Source organism: Serratia sp. BNK-33-b (assembly GCF_048684565.1).
Lineage (GTDB): Bacteria > Pseudomonadota > Gammaproteobacteria > Enterobacterales > Enterobacteriaceae > Serratia > Serratia marcescens.
In genome coordinates this window covers 3,212,335-3,232,390 of sequence record NZ_JBLQTZ010000001.1, presented here as the reverse complement: position 1 = coordinate 3,232,390, position 20,056 = coordinate 3,212,335, and the positions used below count along the sequence as shown (strand labels likewise).

Genomic DNA, 20,056 nt, shown 5'->3' with positions numbered 1-20,056 from the left:
GTTACTCCATCATCTTTTCAATCGGCAGCACCAGAATCGAGCTGGCGCCGAGCGCTTTCAGTTTTTCCATGGTTTCCCAGAACAGGGTTTCGCTGCTCACCATGTGCATCGCCACGCGGTTCTGCGCGCCGGCCAGCGGCAGAATGGTCGGGCGCTCGGCGCCCGGCAGCAGCGCGACGATCTCGTCCAGTTTCTCGCTCGGCGCGTGCAGCATGATGTATTTGGATTCACGCGCCTGGATCACGCCCTGAATGCGGGTCATCAGGCGATCGATCAGCTGCTGTTTGGCTTCCGGCATTTCGCCGTCGCGCTGGATCAGGCAGGCCTTGGAGCGGTAGATCACCTCCACTTCGCGCAGGCCGTTGGCCTCCAGCGTGGCGCCGGTAGAGACCAGATCGCAGATGGCGTCGGCCAGGCCGGCGCGCGGCGCCACTTCCACCGAGCCGTTCAGCAGGCAAGATTTGAAGCGCACGCCCTGCTTGTCGAGGTATTGCTTCAGCAGGTGCGGGTAAGAGGTGGCGATGCGGGCGTCCTGCAGGCTTTGCGGGCCGGTGTATTCGGCGTCGAGCGGGGTGGCCAGCGACAGGCGGCAGCCGCCGAAATCGAGGCGGCGCAGGGTGAAGTAACGCGGGTCTTCGCCCTGGGCGCGGCGGCTGAGCAGTTCTTCTTCCAGCACGTTTTCGCCGATGATGCCGAGATCGACCACGCCGTCCATCACCAGGCCCGGAATATCGTCGTCGCGCACGCGCAGGATATCGATCGGCATGTTTTCCGCGAAGGCGATCAGACGCTGTTGCTGCAGGTTGATCTTGATGCCGCAGCGCGCCAGCAGCTCCTGGGATTCATCGCTCAGGCGGCCCGACTTCTGCATTGCGATCCGTAAACGTGTCTTGTCCAGCATGGTAACCTCTGTTTAATCTGTAATTTTATGAATTTATTGTAAAAACTATTCTTTTCTGTCTGTCCGGAGCCAAAAAAAAACCCTCGGAAGAAATCTTCCGAGGGCTCTCTCTTGCGTTCTGCGCGCCACTGGAAGATTAACAAACCGTCTTCCAGCACTCATCGCCTGAAAGACTAGTCAGGGTGATGGTGATGATGGTGGTTGAACTGAACGCGTGTCATGGTGTTTTTCTCTAATCAAAAGCCGGTAAAAACCGTATGCCAATTAAGCTAAACTATCCGCTGTCCACCGCGCAACCCTTTTTTAACGTCATAAATTTAATTTATTGAAACAGGTTAGGTTATTAGCCACAGACGGCTTTACCTGACCTTAAGCCGGGCAGATTGTATCGCCGTGCGCAGTGGCGTAGCCTTAGGGGTAGGGCGCTGCGATCTTCAGGAGAGGAAGAGGATGAAAAAGGTAGCCATTATTGGTTTGGGTTGGCTGGGCATGCCGTTGGCGCTGTCGCTGATGGGGCGCGGGTATGACGTGGTCGGCAGCAAAACCACGCCGGACGGCGTCGAGGCCGCGCGCATGAGCGGCATCGAATGTTACCAACTGGAGCTGACGCCGGAGCTGGTGTGCGATCCGGACGATCTGGAATCGCTGCTGCGTGTGGATGCGCTGGTGGTGACACTGCCCGCTCGCCGCACCGTCGAAGGCAGCGAAAACTATTTCAATGCGGTGCGCATGCTGGTGGACAGCGCGATGGCCTTTGGCGTGCCGCGGGTGATCTTCACCAGTTCCACCTCGGTGTACGGCGAAACTGCCGGCACGCTGCGCGAAGAGTCGCCGCTGCGGCCGGTCTCGCCGTCGGGCCGGGTGTTGGCCGAGCTCGAACGTTGGTTGCATGAATTGCCGAATACCTCGGTGGACATTCTGCGCCTGGCGGGGCTGGTGGGCGCCGATCGTCACCCCGGCCGCTTCCTGGCGGGAAAACTCGACGTGAAGGGCGGTTCGCAGGGGGTAAATCTGGTGCACCAGGACGACGTCATCGCCGCCATCCAACTGTTGCTGAAGCTGCCGAAGGGGGGCCACGTGTACAACCTGTGCGCGCCGCGTCATCCGGCCAAACGCGAATTTTATCCGGCGCTGGCCGAGCAGTTGCACCTGGAGCCGCCGCAGTTCGCCGACGAGGCGGAGCAGGATGAGCGACTGGTGGATGGCAACCGCATCTGCAACGAGCTGGGTTTCGAGTACCAGCATCCCGATCCGGCGCGCATGCCGGTCAGCTAAACGTCATCATGCCCCGCAAATGCGGGGTTTTTTTCGCCAGCGCGCACCAAATCCTCCAGCAGCGCGTTCAACGCCTCGTCGGGCTGGACGGGGCGGCTGACCAGGCTGAGCGTGGCGCGGTAAGAGAGCGCCGCGCCGCCCAACTGCCGCAGCAGCCCCTGTTCCACCCAGCGCGCCGCGTAGTGGGTGGGCAGATAGCCAAGACAGGTGCCGCTCAGCACCAGATGGGCGACGCTTTCCATATGGTGAGCCACCGCCGCCAGATGCGGCGGCGCGATCGGGCACAGCTGCTGCGCCAGCAGGTAGCCGCGCTTGACCCAGCGCGCGTTTTCAATCTGCTCGCGCTCCGGTTCTTCCACCGCGAACAGCGGGTGATCCTCACTGCAATAGATCGCCTGCGTCTCCTCCAGCCACGGCTGATAACGCAACGCTTCCAGCTGTTGGCCGAAGTAGCCGATGCCCAGATCGAGCTGCCGGTGCAGCAGCCCTTGCTCAATCTCGTTCGGCGAACAGATGCGGCACTGCAATTGCACGTCCTGATGTCGGCGCTGGAAGTGTTTGATGGCCTGGCTGAACGGATTGCCCGGCAGCGAAACCAGGTTATCCACCAGACCGATTTGCAGATCGCCGGTCAGCAGGCCGTTCAGCGACTGGCTGACCCGGGTGAAGTCGCGGGCGGCGTTGAACAGCGAGCGGCAGGCGATCAGCATGCGTTCGCCCTTGGGCGTCAGCCGGAAGCCGGAGCGCCCGCGCTGACACAGGCGAAAACCCAGCCGGGTTTCCAACGAGGCCAGATGGGGGCTGATGGTGGATTGGTTCATCAGCAGCGCTTCCTGCGCGGCGCTGACGCCCTGGGCTTCCGCCACTGCGACGAACACCCGCAGCAGTTTCAGATCGATATCGCTTAGGTTGGTGAGCATCGCCCCCTCCGCAGAACGTCGGCCGGTTAACCCATTTTTAACATCGAAGAAATAGGTGCGGCGCTGAAGATATGGCCTTCCTTATGGCATGAATTTTAAATAAAAATCAATACTTCAATAAGTTAGTTGCATCGCGTTTTTCGATGTTTACATGCAAAAGCGGGAATGGTAGCCGAGGTGGCCAACGGGGTAGCCTGCGAATGTTGCTCAAATGTTTCAATCCATCGCAGGTAAAGACAAGGAAACGCCATGCTGAACCAACCCCAAAGCGGTAACGATATGCCGCGCTTTGCCGGCCTCCCCACCATGATGCGCCTGCCCGCGGCCGAACAGGCGCGCGGTCTGGACGCCGCCTTCGTCGGCGTTCCACTCGATATCGGCACCTCCAACCGCAGCGGCACTCGCTATGGCCCGCGCCAGATCCGCCAGGAATCGGTGATGATCCGCCCCTACAACATGGGCACCGGCTCTGCGCCGTTCGAACGGCTGCAGGTGGCCGATCTGGGGGATGTCGCCATCAACCCCTACAGCCTGGCGGACAGCGTACGGCGCATCGAGGCGGCTTACCACGAGATCCTGGCGCACGGTTGCACGCCGTTGACGCTCGGCGGCGATCACACCCTGACGCTGCCGGTGCTGCGCGCCATTGCCCGTCGTCATGGTCCGGTCGGGCTGATCCACGTCGATGCGCATTCCGATACCAACGAGGAGATGTTCGGCGAACAACTGGCGCACGGCACCACTTTCCGCCGCGCGTTTGAGGAGGGGCTGCTGGCGCCGGAAAAGGTGGTGCAGATTGGCCTGCGCGGCAGTGGCTATGCGGCGGACGACTTCGACTGGTCACGCCGCCAGGGCTTCCGCGTGGTGCCGGCAGAGGCCTGCTGGCACCGGTCGCTGACGCCGCTGATGGCGGAGATCCGCGAGCAGATGGGCGAAGCGCCGATTTATCTCAGTTTCGATATCGACGGGCTGGATCCGGCCTTCGCGCCGGGCACCGGCACGCCGGAGGTCGGCGGGCTGTCGGTTTGGCAAGGTCTGGAGATCGTGCGCGGCTGCCGTGGGTTGAACCTGGTCGGCGGCGACGTGGTGGAAGTGTCGCCGCCTTACGATCGCTCCGGCAACACCGCGCTGCTGGCCGCCAACCTGCTGTTTGAAATGTTGTGCGTGCTGCCGGCCCGTTGAGGCCGGCGCACTGACTCTACCGGCGGAGCGGTTGCGTCGGGGCCCCTGATAACAATAACTACGGAGTGGAGGTACCCATGAATCTCGATCTGCTGGTCGTGGTGTTTTACTTTCTGGTGATAGGAGCGGTGGGGTGGATGGGCATTCGCCGCGCCAACTCCAAAGAGGCGTATCTGGTGGCCGGGCGCAACCTGGGGCCGGGGCTGTATCTGGGCACGCTGTCGGCGGTGGTGCTCGGCGGCGCGTCGACCATCGGCAGCGTCAAACTCGGTTACACCTACGGTATCTCCGGCGTCTGGCTGTGCGGCGCGTTGGGGATGGGCATCGTGGTACTGAGCCTGGTGCTGGCCAAGCCGCTGCTCAAGCTGAAGCTGTATACCGTCAGCCAGGTGCTGTCGCGGCGCTATCACCCGGCGGCGCGGGTCACCAGCGGCGCGATCATGCTGGCGTATGACCTGATGGTGGCGGTGACCTCGATCATCGCCATCGGCAGCGTGATGCAGGTGATGTTCGGCCTGTCGTTCAGCGCATCCATCCTGCTCGGCGGCGGGCTGGTAGTGCTGTATTCGACGCTGGGCGGCATGTGGTCGCTGACGCTGACCGACATCATTCAGTTCATCATCATGACCGTCGGCATGATGCTGGTGCTGATGCCGATGAGCATCGTCAAGGCCGGCGGCTGGGAGGCGTTCACCAGCCTGCTGCCCGCCGGTTACTACCATCTGTCGTCGATCGGGCTGGACACCATTCTGGTGTTCTTCCTGATTTACTTCTTCGGCATTCTGATCGGCCAGGACATCTGGCAGCGGGTGTTCACCGCCCGTAGCGCCAATGTGGCGCGCTTCGCCGGGCTGGGGGCGGGCGTCTATTGCGTGCTGTACGGCGTGACCGGCGCGCTGATCGGCATGGCCGGCAAGATCGTGCTGCCGTCGCTCAGCAACACCGACGGCGCCTTCGCCGCCATCGCGCAAGCGGTGTTGCCGGTTGGCGTCAGCGGGCTGGTGGCCGCCGCGGCCTTGGCGGCGCTGATGTCCACTGCCAGCGCCTGCCTGTTGGCGTCTTCGACCATCGCGCTGGAGGACGTGCTGCCGGCCATCCGCCGTAAACCTTCCGGCGGGCTGGCCGCCGGGCGCTTCACCACGCTTTTCATGGGCGCGGTCATGCTGGGGCTGGCGTTTGTGGTGCGCGACGTGTTGGCGGCGCTGACGCTGGCTTACAACCTGTTGGTGGGCGGCATGCTGATCCCGTTGGTAGGGGCTATCTTCTGGCCGCGCGCCACCAGCGCCGGCGCCATCGCCAGCATGCTGACCGGCAGCCTGTGCGTGGTGGGGCTGATGATCTGGCACGGCATCGACGCCAACAGCCCGATCTACGGCGGTCTGCTGGGCGGCGGCGTCGCCTTCGTGCTGGGCAGCCTGCTGAGCCGCCCGGCAGCGCAGCTGCAGCCGCAAACCGAGCGTTGAAAAGACGAGGTGGGACATGAACAATCGCAATGTGGCGCCACGCCCAAAAATTGAAGTGCGCTCGATAGACTATGTGCCCCGTCACGAGCGGCATGGCAAGGTTTGGCATCAGGCGCCGTTTTGGTTCACCGGTAATTTCGTTTTGACGACGATGGTGGTCGGTTTCACCGGCCCGGCGTTGGGGTTGGGCGCGCTTTATTCGATGCTGGCCCTTGCCGTCGGCGTGGGGTTCGGCACGTTCTTCATGGCGTGTCATGCCAATCAGGGGCCGCGCATGGGGCTGCCACAGATGATCCAGTCGCGGGCCCAATTCGGCCTGCGTGGCGCCATCGTTCCCTTTGCCGCCGTGGTTTTTGTTTACATCGGTTTCAACGTGTTCAACGTTATTCTCGCGACCGATGCGATCAACACGGTGTTGCCGGGGCACCGTCTGCCTTGGTATGCGTTGCTGATCGCGGTGGCCGTGCTGTTGGCGATCGTCGGCCACGATATGCTGCATGCGGTGCAGCGCTGGCTGACCTATGTGATGATGGCGGTGTTCGGCGTGCTGACGGTCGGTGCCGTGCTGTCGCTGCGGATGGACGCCGTTGTCGGCGCCGGGCATTTCTCGTGGGCGGCCTTTTTGATTCAGCTGTCGGCCGCCGCCGGCTATCAAATCAGCTACGCGGTGTACGTCTCCGACTATTCGCGCTATTTGCCGCATGAAACGCCGTCTGCCAACGTGATCTTTTGGACTTATCTGGGGGCGGCCGGATCGGCGCTTTGGCTGATGTCGCTGGGGGCGTTTCTGGCCTCAGCCTTACCGGCCCCCGATGCGATCGGCAGCGTACAGGCGGTGGGGAATGCCGTCTATCCTGGGTTTGGCACGTTGGCCGTGCTGATCGCCGTGCCCTCGCTGGTCGGTATCATGGCGGTCAACTGTTATGGCGCGATGCTGACCAGCCTCAGCGCGATTGACGCGTTCCGTAAAGTGACGCCGACGTTGAAATTACGCATGACCGGCATTGGCGTCGTCGCTCTGACGGTGTTTGCGGTGGCGTTGGCCATCCCGGCGAGCTATCTCGCCAGCTTCAATACCTTCGTGCTGCTGATGCTGTATTTCTTGGTGCCCTGGACGGCGGTGAACCTGATGGACTTTTACGTGGTGCGCGGCGGGCATTACGCGATTGGTGAAATCTTCAACCCGGCGGGGATCTACGGCCGATGGGGCGGCTCCGGTCTGACGGCCTACGCGATCGGCCTGCTGGCGATGGTGCCGTTCATGACGTTGGGCTTTTACACTGGCCCCTTTGCTGTTTTACTGGGCGGCGCGGATATCGCTTTTCTGATCGGCCTGCTGGTGGCCGGGAGCGTTTATGTCGTAATGTGCCGGAAGCTCGATCTCGAAGCCGAACGGCGGGTGGCGTTGCGCTGCGAGGGGTTATTGGAAGGAGAACAGGAGTGAAGGAAAAAATTAGCGTCGCATGCTGCCAGTTAGCGTTGCGGGTAGGGGAAGCGGATCACAATCGGGCGCTGTCCGCCCAGGCTATCCGCCGGGCGGCGCAGCGCGGCGCCAACGTCATCGTGTTGCCGGAGTTGGTGAACAGCGGCTACGTGCTGCGCGATAAGGCGGAGGCGCTGGCGTTGGCCGAAGCCGAGGACGGGCCTAGCCTCAGCCTGTGGGGGACCCTGGCGCGCGAGTTGGATGTGGCGATCGTCGCCGGTTTCTGCGAGCGGCTGCCCGATGGCGGGGTGGCCAACAGCGCGGCGTTGATCGATGCGCAGGGCGTGAGGGCGATTTACCGCAAGGCCCACCTGTGGCATGAGGAGAGCACGATCTTTACCCCCGGCGATCGGCCGCCGCCGGTCGTCGAGACGCGCTTTGGCCGGTTGGCGGTGATGATCTGCTACGATCTTGAATTCCCCGAATGGGTGCGTCTGCCGGCGCTGGCCGGCGCTCAGCTGCTGTGCGCACCGGTCAACTGGCCGCTGGCGCCGCGCCCGCAGGGAGAACGGCCGGCGGAGATGGTGAAGGCGCAGGCCAACGCCGCCGTCAATCGGCTGTTCATCGCGGTGTGCGATCGTTGCGAAACGGAACGCGGCGTTGCGTGGATCGGCGGATCGGTGATCGTCGACGCCGATGGCTATCCGTTGACGCAGAGCCTGACAGGCGAAGGCATGGTGCTGGCATCGATGGATATCGGCGCGGCCGATGACAAACACATCGGCCGCCACAATCACGTGCATCGCGATCGGCGGCCGATGCTGTATTGAAGCGGCGGGGCGGTCGGCGGATCCGGCTGCCCCGCCGATCGTTTCTCCGGCGGGAAAATCCGCCGTTTTGGCGCTTACAGCCAGCCTGACTTCTTCAACTTCTGATACAGGAAAATACAGCCGACGGCGGTCGCCCCCAGCGTGGCGTGATAGGCCCACGGGAATTTCAACTCCGGCATGTCGGCGAAGTTCATGCCGTACAGGCTGAAGATCACCGTCGGGATAGCCAAAATCGCCCCCCAACCCGCCAGCCGTTTCACCACTTCGTTTTGTTTGACCGTCACCAGCGCCAGGTTGACGTGCATGGCGTTGGTCAGCATTTCGCGCATGTCGTCGATGTTGCTGACCACCTGATGCGCGTGATCCTGCACGTCGCGCACGTAGGCGCGCAGCTCTTTCGGGATCACCTCTTCGTGCAGGCGAATCAGCTGGTTGCAGATTTCATCCATCGGCAGCGCGGCGTTGCGCAGCGCCAGCAGGTGGCGGCGCAGGGTATAGACGTTCTCGATCGCCGCCTGATCGAACTCCGACTGGAACATGTTGGCTTCGATGTTCTCGATGGTGCTCTCGAAGCGCGTCACCACGCTGCGGTAGTTATCCACCACGAAGTCCAACACCGAATAGAGGGCGAAGCCCGGCCCGCGGCACATCTGCTTGTGGTTCTCTTCCGCTTTGGCGCGGATCGGCGCGTAACTGGGCGAGGCGCCGTGGCGCACCGTCACCAGAAAGTTTTTGCCGACGAAGAAGTGGGTTTCGCCGTATTCGATTTCGTCGTGCTCGCCCCACTGCGCGGTTTTCACCACGATGAACAGCGAGTCGCCGTAGGTCTCCAGCTTCGGCCGCTGGTGCGCGCACAGCGCGTCTTCGATCGCCAAATCGTGCAGGCCGAACTCCTCCTGCACCTTGCGCATAAACGCCGGCTCCGGCTGCCGCAACCCCAGCCAGACGAAGGTGTCCGGCTGTTTGACCACCTCGCTGATATCGTCGATGGTCACTTCGCCCAGCCGTTGGCCGGCTTTGTACGCCACACAGTTCACCACCATGCTTTTGCTGTCCATCTGTCCATCCATCAATCAGTCAGGGTTTTGGTAAGAAAATAGCACTCGTGTTCCACCGGATACTCTTTCAGCGTCATTTGCAGCTGATAGCCGAGCTTTTCGTAGAACGGTCGCGCCTGGAAGCTGAAGGTGTCGAGACGGGCGTAGCGGCAGCCGCGCGCCTGCGCCTCGTGCTCGGCGGCGCGCATCAGCCGGCCGCCGAGGCCGCTGCCGCGCTGGGTATCCGCCACCCACAGCCACTCGACGCTCAGCCAGTTGCCCCAGGTTTCGGCGGTCAGCCCGCCGATCACCGTGCCGGACTCGTCGCGCGCATAGACGCTGAGCGGCTTGCGGTGGCTGGCGTCGATATGCGGCAGGTTGTAAGCGCGCAGGCCTTGCCTGATCGCATCGAGGGTATGTTCGTCAATCGCGTCGGTAACGGTAATGTCCATTTTTCCTCCTGGGTTATGGATTAACTTAAGCACACTGCGGCTAAAAGGCAACCCGTTGAAATGTAATGTAAACACCCATTCCGATGGGCTGGACTACACTAAACGGGTCATTTCATCTTCAGGAGGACGCCATGCCCCGATTGACTCTGCTGGCCGGTTTGCTGCTGTGCAGCGGCCTGCTGCACGCCGCGCCGACGGTCAGCCAATTGCAGGACGGCCTGGAACACCCGTGGTCGCTGGCCTTTTTGCCGGCGGAACAAGGCCTGCTTATCACCGAACGGCCCGGCCGGTTGCGGCTGTGGCAGCAAGGCAAAGGCCTGTCGCCGCCGATCGCCGGCGTGCCGCAGGTCTACGCCGAAGGACAGGGCGGCCTGCTGGAGGTGTTGCCGGCGCCCGACTTCGCCGCCAGCCGCCGGGTGTACCTGAGCTTCGCCGAATCGGGCGAGGGCGGCAAAGCCGGCACGGCGGTCGGCTATGGCCGCCTGAGTGACGACGGCGCGCGGCTGGAAAACTTTAAGGTGATCTTCCGTCAGCAGCCCAAGCTGTCGGTCGGCAATCACTTTGGCGGCAAGCTGGCGTTCGATCGGCAGGGCTACCTGTTTATCGCGCTGGGCGAAAACAACCAGCGGCCGACGGCGCAGGAGACCGACAAGCTGCAGGGCAAGCTGGTGCGGCTGACCGCCGAGGGCGCGATACCACCGGATAATCCCTGGGTCGGCCAGGCAGGTAAACGCCCGGAGGTCTGGTCTTACGGCCACCGCAATCCGCAAGGGCTGGCGTTGAACCCGTGGAGCGGCGCGATCTGGGAACACGAGCACGGCCCGCGCGGCGGCGATGAGCTCAATATCCCGCTGCCGGGTAAAAACTACGGCTGGCCGCTGGCCACCTACGGCATCAACTATTCCGGCCAGCCGATCCCGGAGGCCAAAGGAGAACGGGTGCCCGGCACCGAACAACCGCTGCACTATTGGCGAGTCTCGCCCGGCCTCAGCGGCATGGCGTTCTATGACGGGCAGCGTTTCCCCGCCTGGCGTCACTCGCTGTTCATCGGCGCGCTGGCGCAAAAGGCACTGATTCGCCTGACGCTGGAGGGTGACAAAGTGGTGGCGGAAGAGCGGCTGCTGGGCGATCGCGGCGAACGCATCCGCGAGGTGCGCAGCGGGCCGGATGGCTATTTGTATCTGCTGACGGACGAACGGGACGGCAAGCTGCTGAAGGTCGGGGCGTCGTAACGCCCCGAACGCGTCAGGTGAGCTCGCTCATCACGCCGCGCTGATAGGCCGGGCGAGCGCGCAGCTGCTGATACCAGCGCTCCATGTTCGGTCGCGGGCGGCGGGCGATCGGCATCTCGAACCAGCCGTAGGCGAAGCTGCCGAGCGGGATATCGCCGAAGCCGAATGCGTCGCCGGAGAGGTAAGGCTGGTGCGCCAGCGTCTGTTCAATGACGTCGAAGTGTTTTTCCAGCGTGGCGATCGCCGCTTCGATTTTCGCCATGTCGCGTTGCTCCGGCGCGGTGCGGATCAGGCCCCAAAAGACGATGGTGAAGGCCGGAACGATGGTCGAGGTGGTCCAGTCCATCCATTTCTCGGCGGCGGCGCGCGCCTGCAGATCTTGCGGATAGAACGCCGCGTCGCCGAATTTCGCCGCCAGGTAGCGCACGATGGTGTTGGACTCCCACAGCACGAAGTCATCGTCCTGCAGCAGCGGCACCAGGCCGTTCGGGTTCAACGCGCGGTAACTCTCTTCGTTGACCTTGCCGAACGCGCCGCCGGCGTTGATGTGGGTATAGCTCAGCCCCAGTTCGGCGGCGCACCACAGCACCTTCCTGACGTTGTTCGAATTCTCACGACCCCAAATGGTCAGCATGGGATAACTCCGTTAGCGGATTAAAGACCCTTAATACCTACGCCACAATGCGCTTTTTGTCACACCGCAGGGCATTTTTTGTCTGCCGATCAACGCTCCCAGCGGCACACTTCCCAGCCGCGCTCCGCCGCCAGCGCGCTCAACTCGCTGTCGGGGTTGATCACCGTGGCGCTGTCGACGAATTGCAGCATCGCCTTGTCGTTGAGGGAGTCGCTGTAGCCGTGGCTGTGCTCGAACTTCAGGTGCGGATGCTGCGCCAGCCAGTGTTGCAGGCGGATCACCTTGCCCTGTTGGTAGGTCATGGTGCCGTAGGTGTGGCCGGTGAAGCGGCCGTCGCTGATTTCCACGCCGATCGCCAGCGCATCGTCGGCGCCGAGCTGTTCGGCGATCGGCGCCACCAGGTGTTCGCCGGTGGCGGAGATCACCAGGATGCAGTCGCCGCGTTCGCGGTGCCACTGCAGGCGTTCACGGGCGGCGGGATAGACGCGCGGCAGGATGTCGCGCCGGATGTAGCGTTGCACCCAGCCGGCCACGGTTTGCACGCTCAGGCCGGTCAGCGGCGCCAGCGTGGCCTGCATGTAGTCCTCCATCGACAGCTTGCCCTGATAATAGAGCTGCATCAGCTGCTGCTCCTGCAGTTCCAGCTCCGCCGGCGCGAAGCCCTGGCCGACCAGCCAGCGGATCCACAGGCTGGCGCTGTCATCGTCAATCAGGGTTTCATCCAGGTCGAATAAGGCTAAATCCATCAGTATTTCTCCGGCAGGCAGGGTATGAGGTCGTTTACAGGATAGCGGATAGCGCACGTCGCCAGCCAGCGGCGTCGGCGAAATTGCGCAGAGCATAAGAAACATTGATGACGGTTTTGCGACAGTTTGTTGAACGTTTGCATAACTTAGAACGCAACAATATTGGCCGTCCCGGCGAGCGCGATGGTAACTATGGGGCAAATGCAGCTACCCGCCAGGGAGTGACAATGTTGATTATTCGCCTGTACGGCAGCCCGATCGTGATCGGGGAAGAAGAGGAACCGCATGATGACGCACCTGACGACGCTGAAGACGTTGCCGCTGCTGGATCTTTCGCAGCTTGACGGCGATGCGCGCCAGCGGCGCGCCTTTCTCGACGATTTGCGCGCGGCGGCCCGCGACGTCGGTTTTTTCTATCTGCGCGGGCACGGCGTAGGCGGCGCGTTGAATGCGCGACTGCAGCACGCCGCGCGGCAATTTTTCGCCCTGCCGGAAGCCGACAAACTGGCGGTGCAGATGGTGCATTCGCCGCACTTTCGCGGTTACAACCGGGCGGCGGCGGAGCTCACGCGCGGGCAGCCTGACTGGCGCGAACAGTTCGATATCGGCGCCGAACGCCCGGCGCTGACGCTGGCTGATGACACGCCGCGCTGGGCGCGTCTGCAGGGGCCAAATCAGTGGCCGGCGGCGCTGCCGGCGCTGAAACCGCTGCTGCTGGAGTGGCAACAGGCGATGACCGCCATGTCGCTGCGGCTGCTGCGCGCTTTCGCTTTGGCGCTGTCGCTGCCGGAGCAGGCGTTCGATCGCTTGTACGGCGAGAAGCCCAACGAGCACATCAAACTGATCCGCTATCCGGGGCGGGACGCCACCGGCAGCGCACAGGGCGTCGGCGCGCACAAGGACTCCGGGTTTCTCAGCTTCCTGCTGCAGGACGCGCAAAAAGGGCTGCAGGTGGAGGTGAGCGAAGGGCGGTGGATCGACGCCCAACCGCGTGAAGACACTTTCGTGGTGAACATCGGCGAGCTGCTGGAACTGGCGACCAACGGCTATCTGCGCGCCACTGTGCACCGGGTGGAAACGCCGCCGGCGGGGCGCGACAGGCTGTCGATCGCGTTCTTCCTCGGCGCACGGCTGGACGCGGTGGTGCCGCTGTATCAATTGCCGCCGCAGTTGGCGGCGCAGGCGCGCGGCCCGGCCAGCGATCCGCTCAACCCGCTGCTGCGCGACGTGGGGTATAACTACCTGAAAGGCCGCATCCGCTCCCATCCCGATGTGGCGCACCGTTTTTATCAGGACGTCATCGGCGTCTGAACGCCGGGCGTAAAAAAGCCCGGCGCGTCGGCCGGGCTGATGGTGCGCTGATGCGGCGATTATTCCGCCAGCGCCTGCTGCAGATCGGCGATCAGATCTTCCACATCCTCAATCCCTACCGACAGGCGCACCAGCTGCGGCGTGATGCCGGTTGCCAGGCGCTGTTCCAGCGGAATGGAGGCGTGCGTCATGCTGAACGGCTGGCTGATCAGGCTTTCCACGCCGCCCAGGCTTTCCGCCAGGGTGAACAGGCGCGAACGCTGGATGACCCGACGCGCATAGGCGTCGTCGCCTTTCAGCCGTACCGAGATCATGCCGCCGAAGCGCGTCATCTGGCGCGCCGCCAGCTCATGCTGCGGATGGCTCGGCAGGCCGGGGTAGTAGACGTTTTCCACCTGTGGCTGGCTCTCCAGCCACTGGGCGATGCGCAGCGCGCTGTCGCTGTGGCGCTGCATGCGCAGCGCCAGAGTGCGAATGCCGCGCAGCGTCAGGAAGCTACTGAACGGATCGAGAATGCCGCCGACAGCGTTTTGCAGGAAACCGAGCTGTTCCGCCAGCGCCGGGTTATTCCCCACTGCCGCGACGCCGGCCACCACATCGGAGTGGCCGTTAAGGTATTTGGTGGCGGAGTGCACCACCACGTCAAAACCCAGTTCCAGGGGACGTTGCAGATACGGCGAGGCGAAGGTGTTGTCCGCCACGCTGATGAGCTGATGCTTTTTGGCGATCGCGGCGATGGCGCTCAGATCCGCCAGCTTGAGCAGCGGGTTGGTCGGCGTTTCGACCCAGATCATTTTGGTATCCGGCTCGATCGCCTGTTCCAGCCCGGCGAGATCCGCCGGCGACACGTAAGTCACGCGCAGGCCGGCGGTGCGGCTGCGCACTTTTTCCAGCAGGCGATAGGTGCCGCCGTACAGGTCGTCTACCGCGATCAGGTGGCTGTCTTTATCGAGCAGCTCCAGCACCGTGGAGCAGGCCGCCAGACCGGAGGCGAAGGCGTAGCCGCGGCTGCCGCCTTCCAGTTCGGCGATGGCGCTTTCCAGCGCGGTGCGCGTCGGGTTGGCGCTGCGGGAATATTCATAGCCGGTATGTTCGCCCGGCGCCGGTTGGGCGTAGGTGGAGGTGGCGTAAATCGCCGGCATCACTGCGCCGGTCGCGTCCGGGGTGTAACCGGCGTGAACGGTCAACGTATCAAACTTGGCCATAATGGGTCCTTATTAACGTAATTTTTGGCGCCAGGCGTTAAGCACGTCTGTGCGGGTAATCAGGCCGAGGAAGCGCTCGCCGTCGAGCACCACCGCGACGTGGCCATGGTTGAAGGTGGCCTGTAATTCCTCGTAGCCGGCTTCCTTTTGCAGCGTATGGACCTGTTTGGTCATCGCGCTGCCGGCCGTCAGGCTGAAGTGGGCGGCGTCGGCCTGGACGGCGTTAAGCAGATCCCACTCATCGATCAGACCGACCACCCGATCGCCTTCCAGCACCGGCAGCTGAGAGATGTCGTACAGCCGCATGCGGGCGTGCACGATCGCCAACGTATCGTCCGGCGCGGCGGAAACGGCGGCGCCTTCGTCGTGGCGGTAGGCGATCAGATCGCGCAGATCGCCGTGCTGCGGTTTGCTCAGCAGGCCCTGTTCCAGCATCCAGTGGTCGTTATACATTTTAGACAGGTATTTGTTGCCGCTGTCGCAGACGAAGGTCACCACCCGCTTGGGTTCGGTTTGCGCGCGGCAATAACGCAGGGCGGCGGCCAGCAGGGTGCCGGTGGAGGAGCCCGCCAGCACGCCTTCCTTGCGCAGCAGCTCGCGCGCGGTGGTGAAGGCTTCGGCGTCGCCGATGCGGTAAGCATTGCGGACCTGGTCAAAGTCGCTGAGCGGCGGGACGAAGTCTTCGCCGATGCCTTCCACCAGCCAGCTGCCCGCTTCGCCGATGTGGCCGTTGTCGATATAGTCCGCCAGGATAGAGCCGGCAGGGTCGGCGAGCACAAATTCCGTCTGCGGCGAAACCTCGGCGAAATAGCGACTCAGCCCGCCCAGCGTGCCGCCGGAGCCGACACCGACGACGATAGCGTCCACGTCATGCTCCATTTGCCGCCACAGTTCGGGCGCGGTGGTGGTGGTATGGGCCGCCGGATTGGCCGGGTTGTTGAACTGATCGATATAAAAGGCGCCGGGGATCTCCCCGGCCAGACGTTTGGCGTAATCCTGATAGTAAGCCGGATGCCCTTTGCCGACGTCCGAGCGGGTCAGCAGCACTTCCACGCCCAGCGCGCGCAGGTGGAAGATCTTCTCGCGGCTCATCTTGTCCGGCACCACCAGCAGCAGCTTATAGCCTTTCAGCGCCGCCACCAGCGCCAACCCCAGGCCGGTATTGCCGGCGGTGGCTTCGATGATGGTGCCGCCCGGCTGCAGTTTGCCGTCGCGCTCGGCCTGTTCGATCATCGACAGCGCCACGCGGTCTTTGATCGAACCGCCGGGATTCTGGTTCTCCAGCTTGACGAACAGCCGGCATGGGCCGGTATCGAACTGGGTCAGTTCCAGCATCGGGGTATTGCCAATCATCTCGATGACGGAATGGGGGATCGCCATGACTCATCTCCAGGATTATTCGGTATAAAAGTCTTTGTGCGGATGATAGCGCTGAGGATAAGCGCTTTAAAAAGAACAAATAACGGTTCTATATGCCATTATGGAATATATTAATCTTTTTTAGACGTATGGATGCGCAGATGTTTAGCGGTGCAGATGCTTGGCCGTGTAGCCGTGGGTGGATGCAAAAATGCGCGTCGCGATGCTTTTTTGAACGATAAGCGGGGGGCTGCGTACAGTTATGTAAAAATGCTGAAAATTCACGCTAAACCCTGCAAAAATAAGATAAATCACATAAACTCACAGCAAGGGCATTTTCGGTGCGTTGTGTTACCCGCTACGGGCGCCGCAAGGGGTTGCGGCCGGCACGCGCGCACCGGGCCACTCTCGCTGGTTGGCTTAAAACGTGAACATGTTTGAAAGTTAACGCTATTTCAATGGTTTTGAATGGACACTCTGGCGACGTCATGATGAAAAAAAACTTATCCACTTCCCTGAAAAAACTGACCTTCAGCGTAGGCATCCTGTTGCTGGCCGCCCCGGCCGTGCACGCGGCTGAGCCGCCGGCGCCGCCGCAGGTAGACGCCAAGGCCTTCATTCTGATGGACTACAACAGCGGCAAGGTGCTGACCGAAGGCAATGCCGACACCCGTCTCGATCCCGCCAGCCTGACCAAGATCATGTCCAGCTACGTGAACGGCCAGGCGATCAAGGCCGGCAAGATCAAGCCTGAAGACATGGTCACCGTCGGCAAAGATGCCTGGGCGCCGGGTAACCCGGCGCTGCGCGGTTCTTCGCTGATGTTTATCAAGCCCGGCGATCAGGTGCCGGTGCTGGAACTGAATAAAGGCATCGTGATCCAGTCTGGCAACGACGCCAGCATCGCGCTGGCGGACTACGTGGCGGGCAGCCAGGATTCGTTCGTCGGCCTGATGAACAACTACGCCAAATCTCTGGGGCTGCAGAATACCCACTTCCTGACGGTGCATGGTCTGGATGCGGAAGGGCAGTACAGCACCGCGCGCGACATGGCGCTGTTGAGTCAGGCGCTGATCCGCGACGTGCCGGACGAATACGCGCTGCATAAAGAGAAAGAGTTCACCTTTAACAAGATCCGCCAGATTAACCGCAACCGTCTGCTGTGGAGCAGCAACCTGAACGTCGACGGCATCAAGACCGGTTACACCAGCGGCGCCGGCCACAACCTGGTGGCGTCCGCCACCGACGGCCCGATGCGTCTGATCTCGGTGGTTTTAGGCGCGCCGAGCGATCGCGTGCGCTTTAGCGAGAGCGAAAAGCTGCTGACCTGGGGCTTCCGCTTCTATGAAACCGCGACGCCGATCAAGGCCGATAAGCCGTTCGTCACCCAGAAAGTGTGGTTCGGCGACGTCAGCGAAGTGCCGCTCGGCGTGGCGAAAGACGCTTCGGTCACCATTCCGAAAGGGCAGATGAAAAACCTGAAGGCCAGCTACAAGCTGACCCAACCGACGCTGGAGGCACCGCTGGCGAAAAACCAGGTGGTCGGCACCATCGATTTCCAGCTGGACGGCAAGACCATCGAGCAGCACCCGCTGGTGGCGATGCAAGAGGTGAAAGAGGGCAACTTCTTCAGCCGCATCTGGGATATGGTGATGATGAAGCTGAGCCAGTGGTTCGGCGGGATCTTCGGCTGAATAGCCTGATGTGGGAGCGCCCCGGGCGCACCATCCTCGACCAAGCCGCAACGGAGACGTTGCGGCTTTTTTTATTTTCAGTATCCGGCCGAAGCGGCGCTATTAAAAATAGTCCACCAGCATGGTGGCTCCGCTGGAGAAGTCACCTTCCGCCAGGGTGACGGCGCTGTTTTTCACCGGCACCGCATCAAGCGTCGGCGGATTGGCGTAGTCGATGTTCAGCGGCGTATTGATGGCGAAAGCCTTGCCGTTGGCCAGCAGTTTGATGCCCAGCCCATTGACGCTGCTGTTCAACACGCTGCTGTCAAAGGCCGCCGCGCTGCCCATGATCTTCATTTTCAACTGGCGGCTGTTATCCAGAAACTCACACTTGATGCTGTAATCGATGCGTTGCATATAGCGATTACCGTCGATACGTTTGATGCCGACCTTGCCGAAGTCGATATCGATGGTGCGCCCGTCGTTGATCACGCAAGGCGGAGGCGCCACCACGGTGGCGGTGATACTGACCTTGGTACCCTGGTCGGCGGCCTGGGGGGCGGCGCTGATCACACCCAGCGTAAACAGCAGAGCGCAGCGCGTTTTCCTCATCATGTTCATTTGGGTTCCCGTCTCAAGGTGCGCTGAAGATCAGCGTGGCCGAGCCTGACATCGGACCGGTGGCGATACTGGTGTAAGGCACATTGTTCTTCACTGGCACAAAGGTGACGGTGTCGTTGCCCAGCCCGTTGACGATGCGCGTTCTGAACGTATTGTTGGGTTTCACCACCGCGCCATTGTGCACCATGGCTACGCCGACATTAGGATTGGAGGTCTTGATGAAATCGCTGGAGAAGCCGCTGGCATCGCTGACCATGCGAACCAAAATGTCTTGTGTCGCGCTCTGATCGTCACACCGGTAGCTGAGCGCCTTGTCCTGTTTGAGTTGGGCGTCGCTGGCGCTCTGCGTGAGGAAGTCCTGGCGGATCTGCCCAAAGTCGACGTTAATCTGCTGGCCGTTGTTGATAGTGCAACTGGTGGTGACGAAGTAGGCGTCGTTGTCGGCGATCAGGCGCCACCGGTAAGGCCCACACTTTGGGCAACCTGACTGGTCATTTTTTTGTTCAAAGTTGATTTGGCCGATGACGTCGCCCTTGTTCACCTTGATATCCTGCGTCGGCGAACGGTTGAGCACGATGTAAACCCTGATGGAAATGCTGGCACTGTTTAGGCCGGTAATCGTCATCACCTGGATACCTGATTGGATCGGGGATAAGTAGTCGGTGCCGTTGATTGTCATGCCGTTGGCAAGCGTACCGAAAATGGCGGTGTTCATCGACAACGCCGGGCTGCCGGTGAGTAAAATATCTTTCCAGCTGGCGACGTCGTTTTTACAGGTCACCTGGCTGACGTTGACGATTTCATTTTTCCCGATGGACAATTCAGGGCCTATCTTTACCCTGACGTCGACCGGCGTCATTGAACCACCCTGACCAATGCTCCCGCCGTCGGAGGTTTTACAAGTAAATGCATTGGCGTTACCAATGAGTACGAAGAAAGATAATGCCAGGCAGTGTTGTAAAAATAGGATGGTTGTTTTTCTCACAATAATATCCCGATTATATAGTGTCATTTGGTTAGGTGCCGCCATGAAATAGGGCTAATTAGGCTGACTGTGCCGGCGTTATTCCGTTAAACGAGAATAAGGCGCATCTATTCCTGGTATTTCCTTGTTGCCAGCTGGCAGTAGGGCAGTGGGGTACCACCTCAACGAGTTGTTGATGGAGCCGTCCGTTACGAGCACTTCTTGTTTGGCGACGAGCTCCAACAGCAGTAGCCGGGCGCGGTAAACACCGACGTTGACGGCGTTGGCCAGTTGCCGGGTAGACAACCACAGATGCTGAGGTGGCAGTCCGGTGTCGGGACATTGACGGGGCGACTGCGCGAATAATGTTTGCAGCAGATCGTGCTGCAATTGCCGTATTTCCTTTTGTTTTGGAGATAACGCTTCCATAGCACTTCCTCTGTATTTCGATTGCTGTATTCCTAAGAAAAAACAAAGTTTCACTGCCTACCAATAACGAGGTAAATCGCGAATCAAGAAAAATCCTATCTATTTATCAGGATTGAAAAAAAGGGGGTTCCCACTCCGTTCTTACCTGTTTGCAGGCTGGGGGAGTGTCACGCAGAAACCTAAAGTTTTGGTTTATTATATTCACAAAGAGCTGCTTTGCGATCTGATTAATTGTGAAACAGAGAAAAACAGGATATTGCACTATAAAAGTATTTTTTACGATCTATGAGCCTAAAAATAACACTAAATTAACTTTAATTAGGAAATAAATTGCGAATGTTCGTCTTGATCAAAAAAAGACTTTTTTTGCTGGTGGGCATTTGCCAGAATATTCATCGC

General features: G+C 61.2%; 21 protein-coding genes and 1 other annotated feature. Of the genes, 9 read left to right on the top strand and 12 right to left on the bottom strand.

The features are described 5' to 3' along the window. Window position 1: 1 nt before the first annotated feature. Entirely contained in the window at window positions 2-901 is a 900-nt protein-coding gene (gene hisG, locus ACMGGK_RS15550) for an ATP phosphoribosyltransferase (protein WP_004938793.1), read from the bottom strand. 71 nt (window positions 902-972) lie between these two features. Then, window positions 973-1,099, bottom strand: a sequence feature (His leader region). Then, complete coding sequence (gene hisL / locus ACMGGK_RS15545; RefSeq protein ID WP_100396937.1) at window positions 1,075-1,122, bottom strand: his operon leader peptide; 48 nt, start codon at window positions 1,120-1,122, stop codon at window positions 1,075-1,077. (Overlaps the previous feature by 25 nt.) Before the next feature lie 229 nt (window positions 1,123-1,351). Between hisL and ACMGGK_RS15540 the strand changes: the two genes are divergently transcribed. Next, the gene (locus ACMGGK_RS15540; protein WP_016928401.1) at window positions 1,352-2,176 is read left to right on the top strand and encodes an SDR family oxidoreductase; all 825 of its coding nucleotides are present in this window, start codon (window positions 1,352-1,354) and stop codon (window positions 2,174-2,176) included. On the opposite strand, the gene ACMGGK_RS15535 is transcribed toward ACMGGK_RS15540, so the two are convergent. Then, window positions 2,173-3,096: a LysR family transcriptional regulator gene (locus ACMGGK_RS15535; RefSeq protein ID WP_420277012.1), complete on the bottom strand. Its 924-nt coding sequence runs from the start codon at window positions 3,094-3,096 to the stop codon at window positions 2,173-2,175. The two genes, ACMGGK_RS15540 and ACMGGK_RS15535, sit on opposite strands and share 4 nt — an antisense overlap. 249 nt (window positions 3,097-3,345) lie before the next feature. Here ACMGGK_RS15535 and speB point away from each other — a divergent pair, with 249 nt between their 5' ends. From speB to ACMGGK_RS15515, 4 genes are all read left to right on the top strand, one after another. Continuing rightward, complete coding sequence (speB, locus tag ACMGGK_RS15530; protein WP_164052578.1) at window positions 3,346-4,278, top strand: agmatinase; 933 nt, start codon at window positions 3,346-3,348, stop codon at window positions 4,276-4,278. 77 nt (window positions 4,279-4,355) lie between these two features. Continuing rightward, on the top strand, window positions 4,356-5,741 hold the full coding sequence (locus ACMGGK_RS15525) for a sodium:solute symporter (RefSeq protein ID WP_420277011.1): 1,386 nt from the start codon (window positions 4,356-4,358) through the stop codon (window positions 5,739-5,741). A 16-nt stretch (window positions 5,742-5,757) separates the two neighbouring features. Further along, window positions 5,758-7,185 carry a cytosine permease gene (locus tag ACMGGK_RS15520; RefSeq protein WP_346402771.1) on the top strand — a complete coding sequence of 476 codons (1,428 nt, stop codon included), beginning with the start codon at window positions 5,758-5,760 and terminating at the stop codon, window positions 7,183-7,185. Then, a complete protein-coding gene (locus ACMGGK_RS15515; RefSeq protein WP_016928394.1) occupies window positions 7,182-7,994 on the top strand; it encodes a nitrilase-related carbon-nitrogen hydrolase in 813 nt (270 codons plus the stop codon). The genes ACMGGK_RS15520 and ACMGGK_RS15515 overlap by 4 nt, the downstream gene beginning before the upstream one ends. A 74-nt stretch (window positions 7,995-8,068) precedes the next feature. Here the strand turns inward: ACMGGK_RS15515 and ACMGGK_RS15510 are convergent, their stop codons facing one another. Then, a complete protein-coding gene (locus tag ACMGGK_RS15510; protein WP_015377262.1) occupies window positions 8,069-9,052 on the bottom strand; it encodes a magnesium and cobalt transport protein CorA in 984 nt (327 codons plus the stop codon). Between the two features lie 11 nt (window positions 9,053-9,063). Beyond that, complete coding sequence (locus tag ACMGGK_RS15505; protein WP_151254353.1) at window positions 9,064-9,483, bottom strand: GNAT family N-acetyltransferase; 420 nt, start codon at window positions 9,481-9,483, stop codon at window positions 9,064-9,066. 131 nt (window positions 9,484-9,614) lie between these two features. Between ACMGGK_RS15505 and ACMGGK_RS15500 the strand changes: the two genes are divergently transcribed. Continuing rightward, window positions 9,615-10,715, top strand: coding sequence for a PQQ-dependent sugar dehydrogenase (locus ACMGGK_RS15500; RefSeq protein ID WP_016928391.1), 1,101 nt, complete (start codon window positions 9,615-9,617; stop codon window positions 10,713-10,715). Window positions 10,716-10,728: 13 nt separating this feature from the next. On the opposite strand, the gene ACMGGK_RS15495 is transcribed toward ACMGGK_RS15500, so the two are convergent. After that, entirely contained in the window at window positions 10,729-11,349 is a 621-nt protein-coding gene (locus ACMGGK_RS15495; protein ID WP_033640845.1) for a glutathione S-transferase family protein, read from the bottom strand. A gap of 89 nt (window positions 11,350-11,438) precedes the next feature. Beyond that, a complete protein-coding gene (locus ACMGGK_RS15490; protein WP_016928389.1) occupies window positions 11,439-12,095 on the bottom strand; it encodes an HAD family hydrolase in 657 nt (218 codons plus the stop codon). Between the two features lie 107 nt (window positions 12,096-12,202). Between ACMGGK_RS15490 and ACMGGK_RS15485 the strand changes: the two genes are divergently transcribed. Together ACMGGK_RS15485 and ACMGGK_RS15480 are read left to right on the top strand one after the other, a co-directional pair. After that, window positions 12,203-12,439, top strand: a complete 237-nt coding sequence (locus ACMGGK_RS15485; RefSeq protein ID WP_100225598.1) for a hypothetical protein — start codon at window positions 12,203-12,205, stop codon at window positions 12,437-12,439. Continuing rightward, the gene (locus ACMGGK_RS15480; RefSeq protein WP_033640844.1) at window positions 12,384-13,406 is read left to right on the top strand and encodes an isopenicillin N synthase family dioxygenase; all 1,023 of its coding nucleotides are present in this window, start codon (window positions 12,384-12,386) and stop codon (window positions 13,404-13,406) included. The genes ACMGGK_RS15485 and ACMGGK_RS15480 overlap by 56 nt, the downstream gene beginning before the upstream one ends. Window positions 13,407-13,465: 59 nt before the next feature. On the opposite strand, the gene ACMGGK_RS15475 is transcribed toward ACMGGK_RS15480, so the two are convergent. Beyond that, the gene (locus tag ACMGGK_RS15475) at window positions 13,466-14,611 is read right to left on the bottom strand and encodes a trans-sulfuration enzyme family protein (protein ID WP_411750715.1); all 1,146 of its coding nucleotides are present in this window, start codon (window positions 14,609-14,611) and stop codon (window positions 13,466-13,468) included. A 12-nt stretch (window positions 14,612-14,623) separates the two neighbouring features. Continuing rightward, the gene (locus ACMGGK_RS15470) at window positions 14,624-15,991 is read right to left on the bottom strand and encodes a pyridoxal-phosphate dependent enzyme (RefSeq protein ID WP_243811074.1); all 1,368 of its coding nucleotides are present in this window, start codon (window positions 15,989-15,991) and stop codon (window positions 14,624-14,626) included. 467 nt (window positions 15,992-16,458) lie between these two features. On the opposite strand from ACMGGK_RS15470, the gene ACMGGK_RS15465 reads away from it, so the two are divergent. Beyond that, window positions 16,459-17,664, top strand: a complete 1,206-nt coding sequence (locus ACMGGK_RS15465) for a serine hydrolase (protein WP_420277010.1) — start codon at window positions 16,459-16,461, stop codon at window positions 17,662-17,664. Between the two features lie 102 nt (window positions 17,665-17,766). Here ACMGGK_RS15465 and ACMGGK_RS15460 read toward each other — a convergent pair whose 3' ends face one another. The 3 genes from ACMGGK_RS15460 to ACMGGK_RS15450 form a co-directional block, all read right to left on the bottom strand. After that, on the bottom strand, window positions 17,767-18,258 hold the full coding sequence (locus tag ACMGGK_RS15460) for a fimbrial protein (RefSeq protein ID WP_228009660.1): 492 nt from the start codon (window positions 18,256-18,258) through the stop codon (window positions 17,767-17,769). A 19-nt stretch (window positions 18,259-18,277) separates the two neighbouring features. Beyond that, on the bottom strand, window positions 18,278-19,249 hold the full coding sequence (locus ACMGGK_RS15455; RefSeq protein ID WP_228009661.1) for a fimbrial protein: 972 nt from the start codon (window positions 19,247-19,249) through the stop codon (window positions 18,278-18,280). Between the two features lie 78 nt (window positions 19,250-19,327). Continuing rightward, window positions 19,328-19,657, bottom strand: a complete 330-nt coding sequence (locus tag ACMGGK_RS15450) for a hypothetical protein (RefSeq protein ID WP_016928383.1) — start codon at window positions 19,655-19,657, stop codon at window positions 19,328-19,330. Between the last annotated feature and the right edge of the window lie 399 nt (window positions 19,658-20,056).

Bases quoted from the DNA above. Each gene is read 5' to 3' on its own strand.
- speB (WP_164052578.1), top strand. From the start codon at position 3,346: ATGCTGAACCAACCCCAAAGCGGTAACGATATGCCGCGCTTTGCCGGC.
- ACMGGK_RS15510 (WP_015377262.1), bottom strand. From the start codon at position 9,052: ATGGACAGCAAAAGCATGGTGGTGAACTGTGTGGCGTACAAAGCCGGC.
- ACMGGK_RS15460 (WP_228009660.1), bottom strand. From the start codon at position 18,258: ATGATGAGGAAAACGCGCTGCGCTCTGCTGTTTACGCTGGGTGTGATC.
- ACMGGK_RS15450 (WP_016928383.1), bottom strand. From the start codon at position 19,657: ATGGAAGCGTTATCTCCAAAACAAAAGGAAATACGGCAATTGCAGCAC.
- ACMGGK_RS15520 (WP_346402771.1), top strand. From the start codon at position 5,758: ATGAACAATCGCAATGTGGCGCCACGCCCAAAAATTGAAGTGCGCTCG.
- ACMGGK_RS15500 (WP_016928391.1), top strand. From the start codon at position 9,615: ATGCCCCGATTGACTCTGCTGGCCGGTTTGCTGCTGTGCAGCGGCCTG.
- ACMGGK_RS15480 (WP_033640844.1), top strand. From the start codon at position 12,384: ATGACGCACCTGACGACGCTGAAGACGTTGCCGCTGCTGGATCTTTCG.
- ACMGGK_RS15505 (WP_151254353.1), bottom strand. From the start codon at position 9,483: ATGGACATTACCGTTACCGACGCGATTGACGAACATACCCTCGATGCG.
- ACMGGK_RS15475 (WP_411750715.1), bottom strand. From the start codon at position 14,611: ATGGCCAAGTTTGATACGTTGACCGTTCACGCCGGTTACACCCCGGAC.
- ACMGGK_RS15525 (WP_420277011.1), top strand. From the start codon at position 4,356: ATGAATCTCGATCTGCTGGTCGTGGTGTTTTACTTTCTGGTGATAGGA.
- ACMGGK_RS15490 (WP_016928389.1), bottom strand. From the start codon at position 12,095: ATGGATTTAGCCTTATTCGACCTGGATGAAACCCTGATTGACGATGAC.
- ACMGGK_RS15485 (WP_100225598.1), top strand. From the start codon at position 12,203: ATGACGGTTTTGCGACAGTTTGTTGAACGTTTGCATAACTTAGAACGC.
- ACMGGK_RS15540 (WP_016928401.1), top strand. From the start codon at position 1,352: ATGAAAAAGGTAGCCATTATTGGTTTGGGTTGGCTGGGCATGCCGTTG.
- ACMGGK_RS15470 (WP_243811074.1), bottom strand. From the start codon at position 15,991: ATGGCGATCCCCCATTCCGTCATCGAGATGATTGGCAATACCCCGATG.
- ACMGGK_RS15465 (WP_420277010.1), top strand. From the start codon at position 16,459: ATGATGAAAAAAAACTTATCCACTTCCCTGAAAAAACTGACCTTCAGC.
- ACMGGK_RS15495 (WP_033640845.1), bottom strand. From the start codon at position 11,349: ATGCTGACCATTTGGGGTCGTGAGAATTCGAACAACGTCAGGAAGGTG.
- ACMGGK_RS15535 (WP_420277012.1), bottom strand. From the start codon at position 3,096: ATGCTCACCAACCTAAGCGATATCGATCTGAAACTGCTGCGGGTGTTC.
- hisG (WP_004938793.1), bottom strand. From the start codon at position 901: ATGCTGGACAAGACACGTTTACGGATCGCAATGCAGAAGTCGGGCCGC.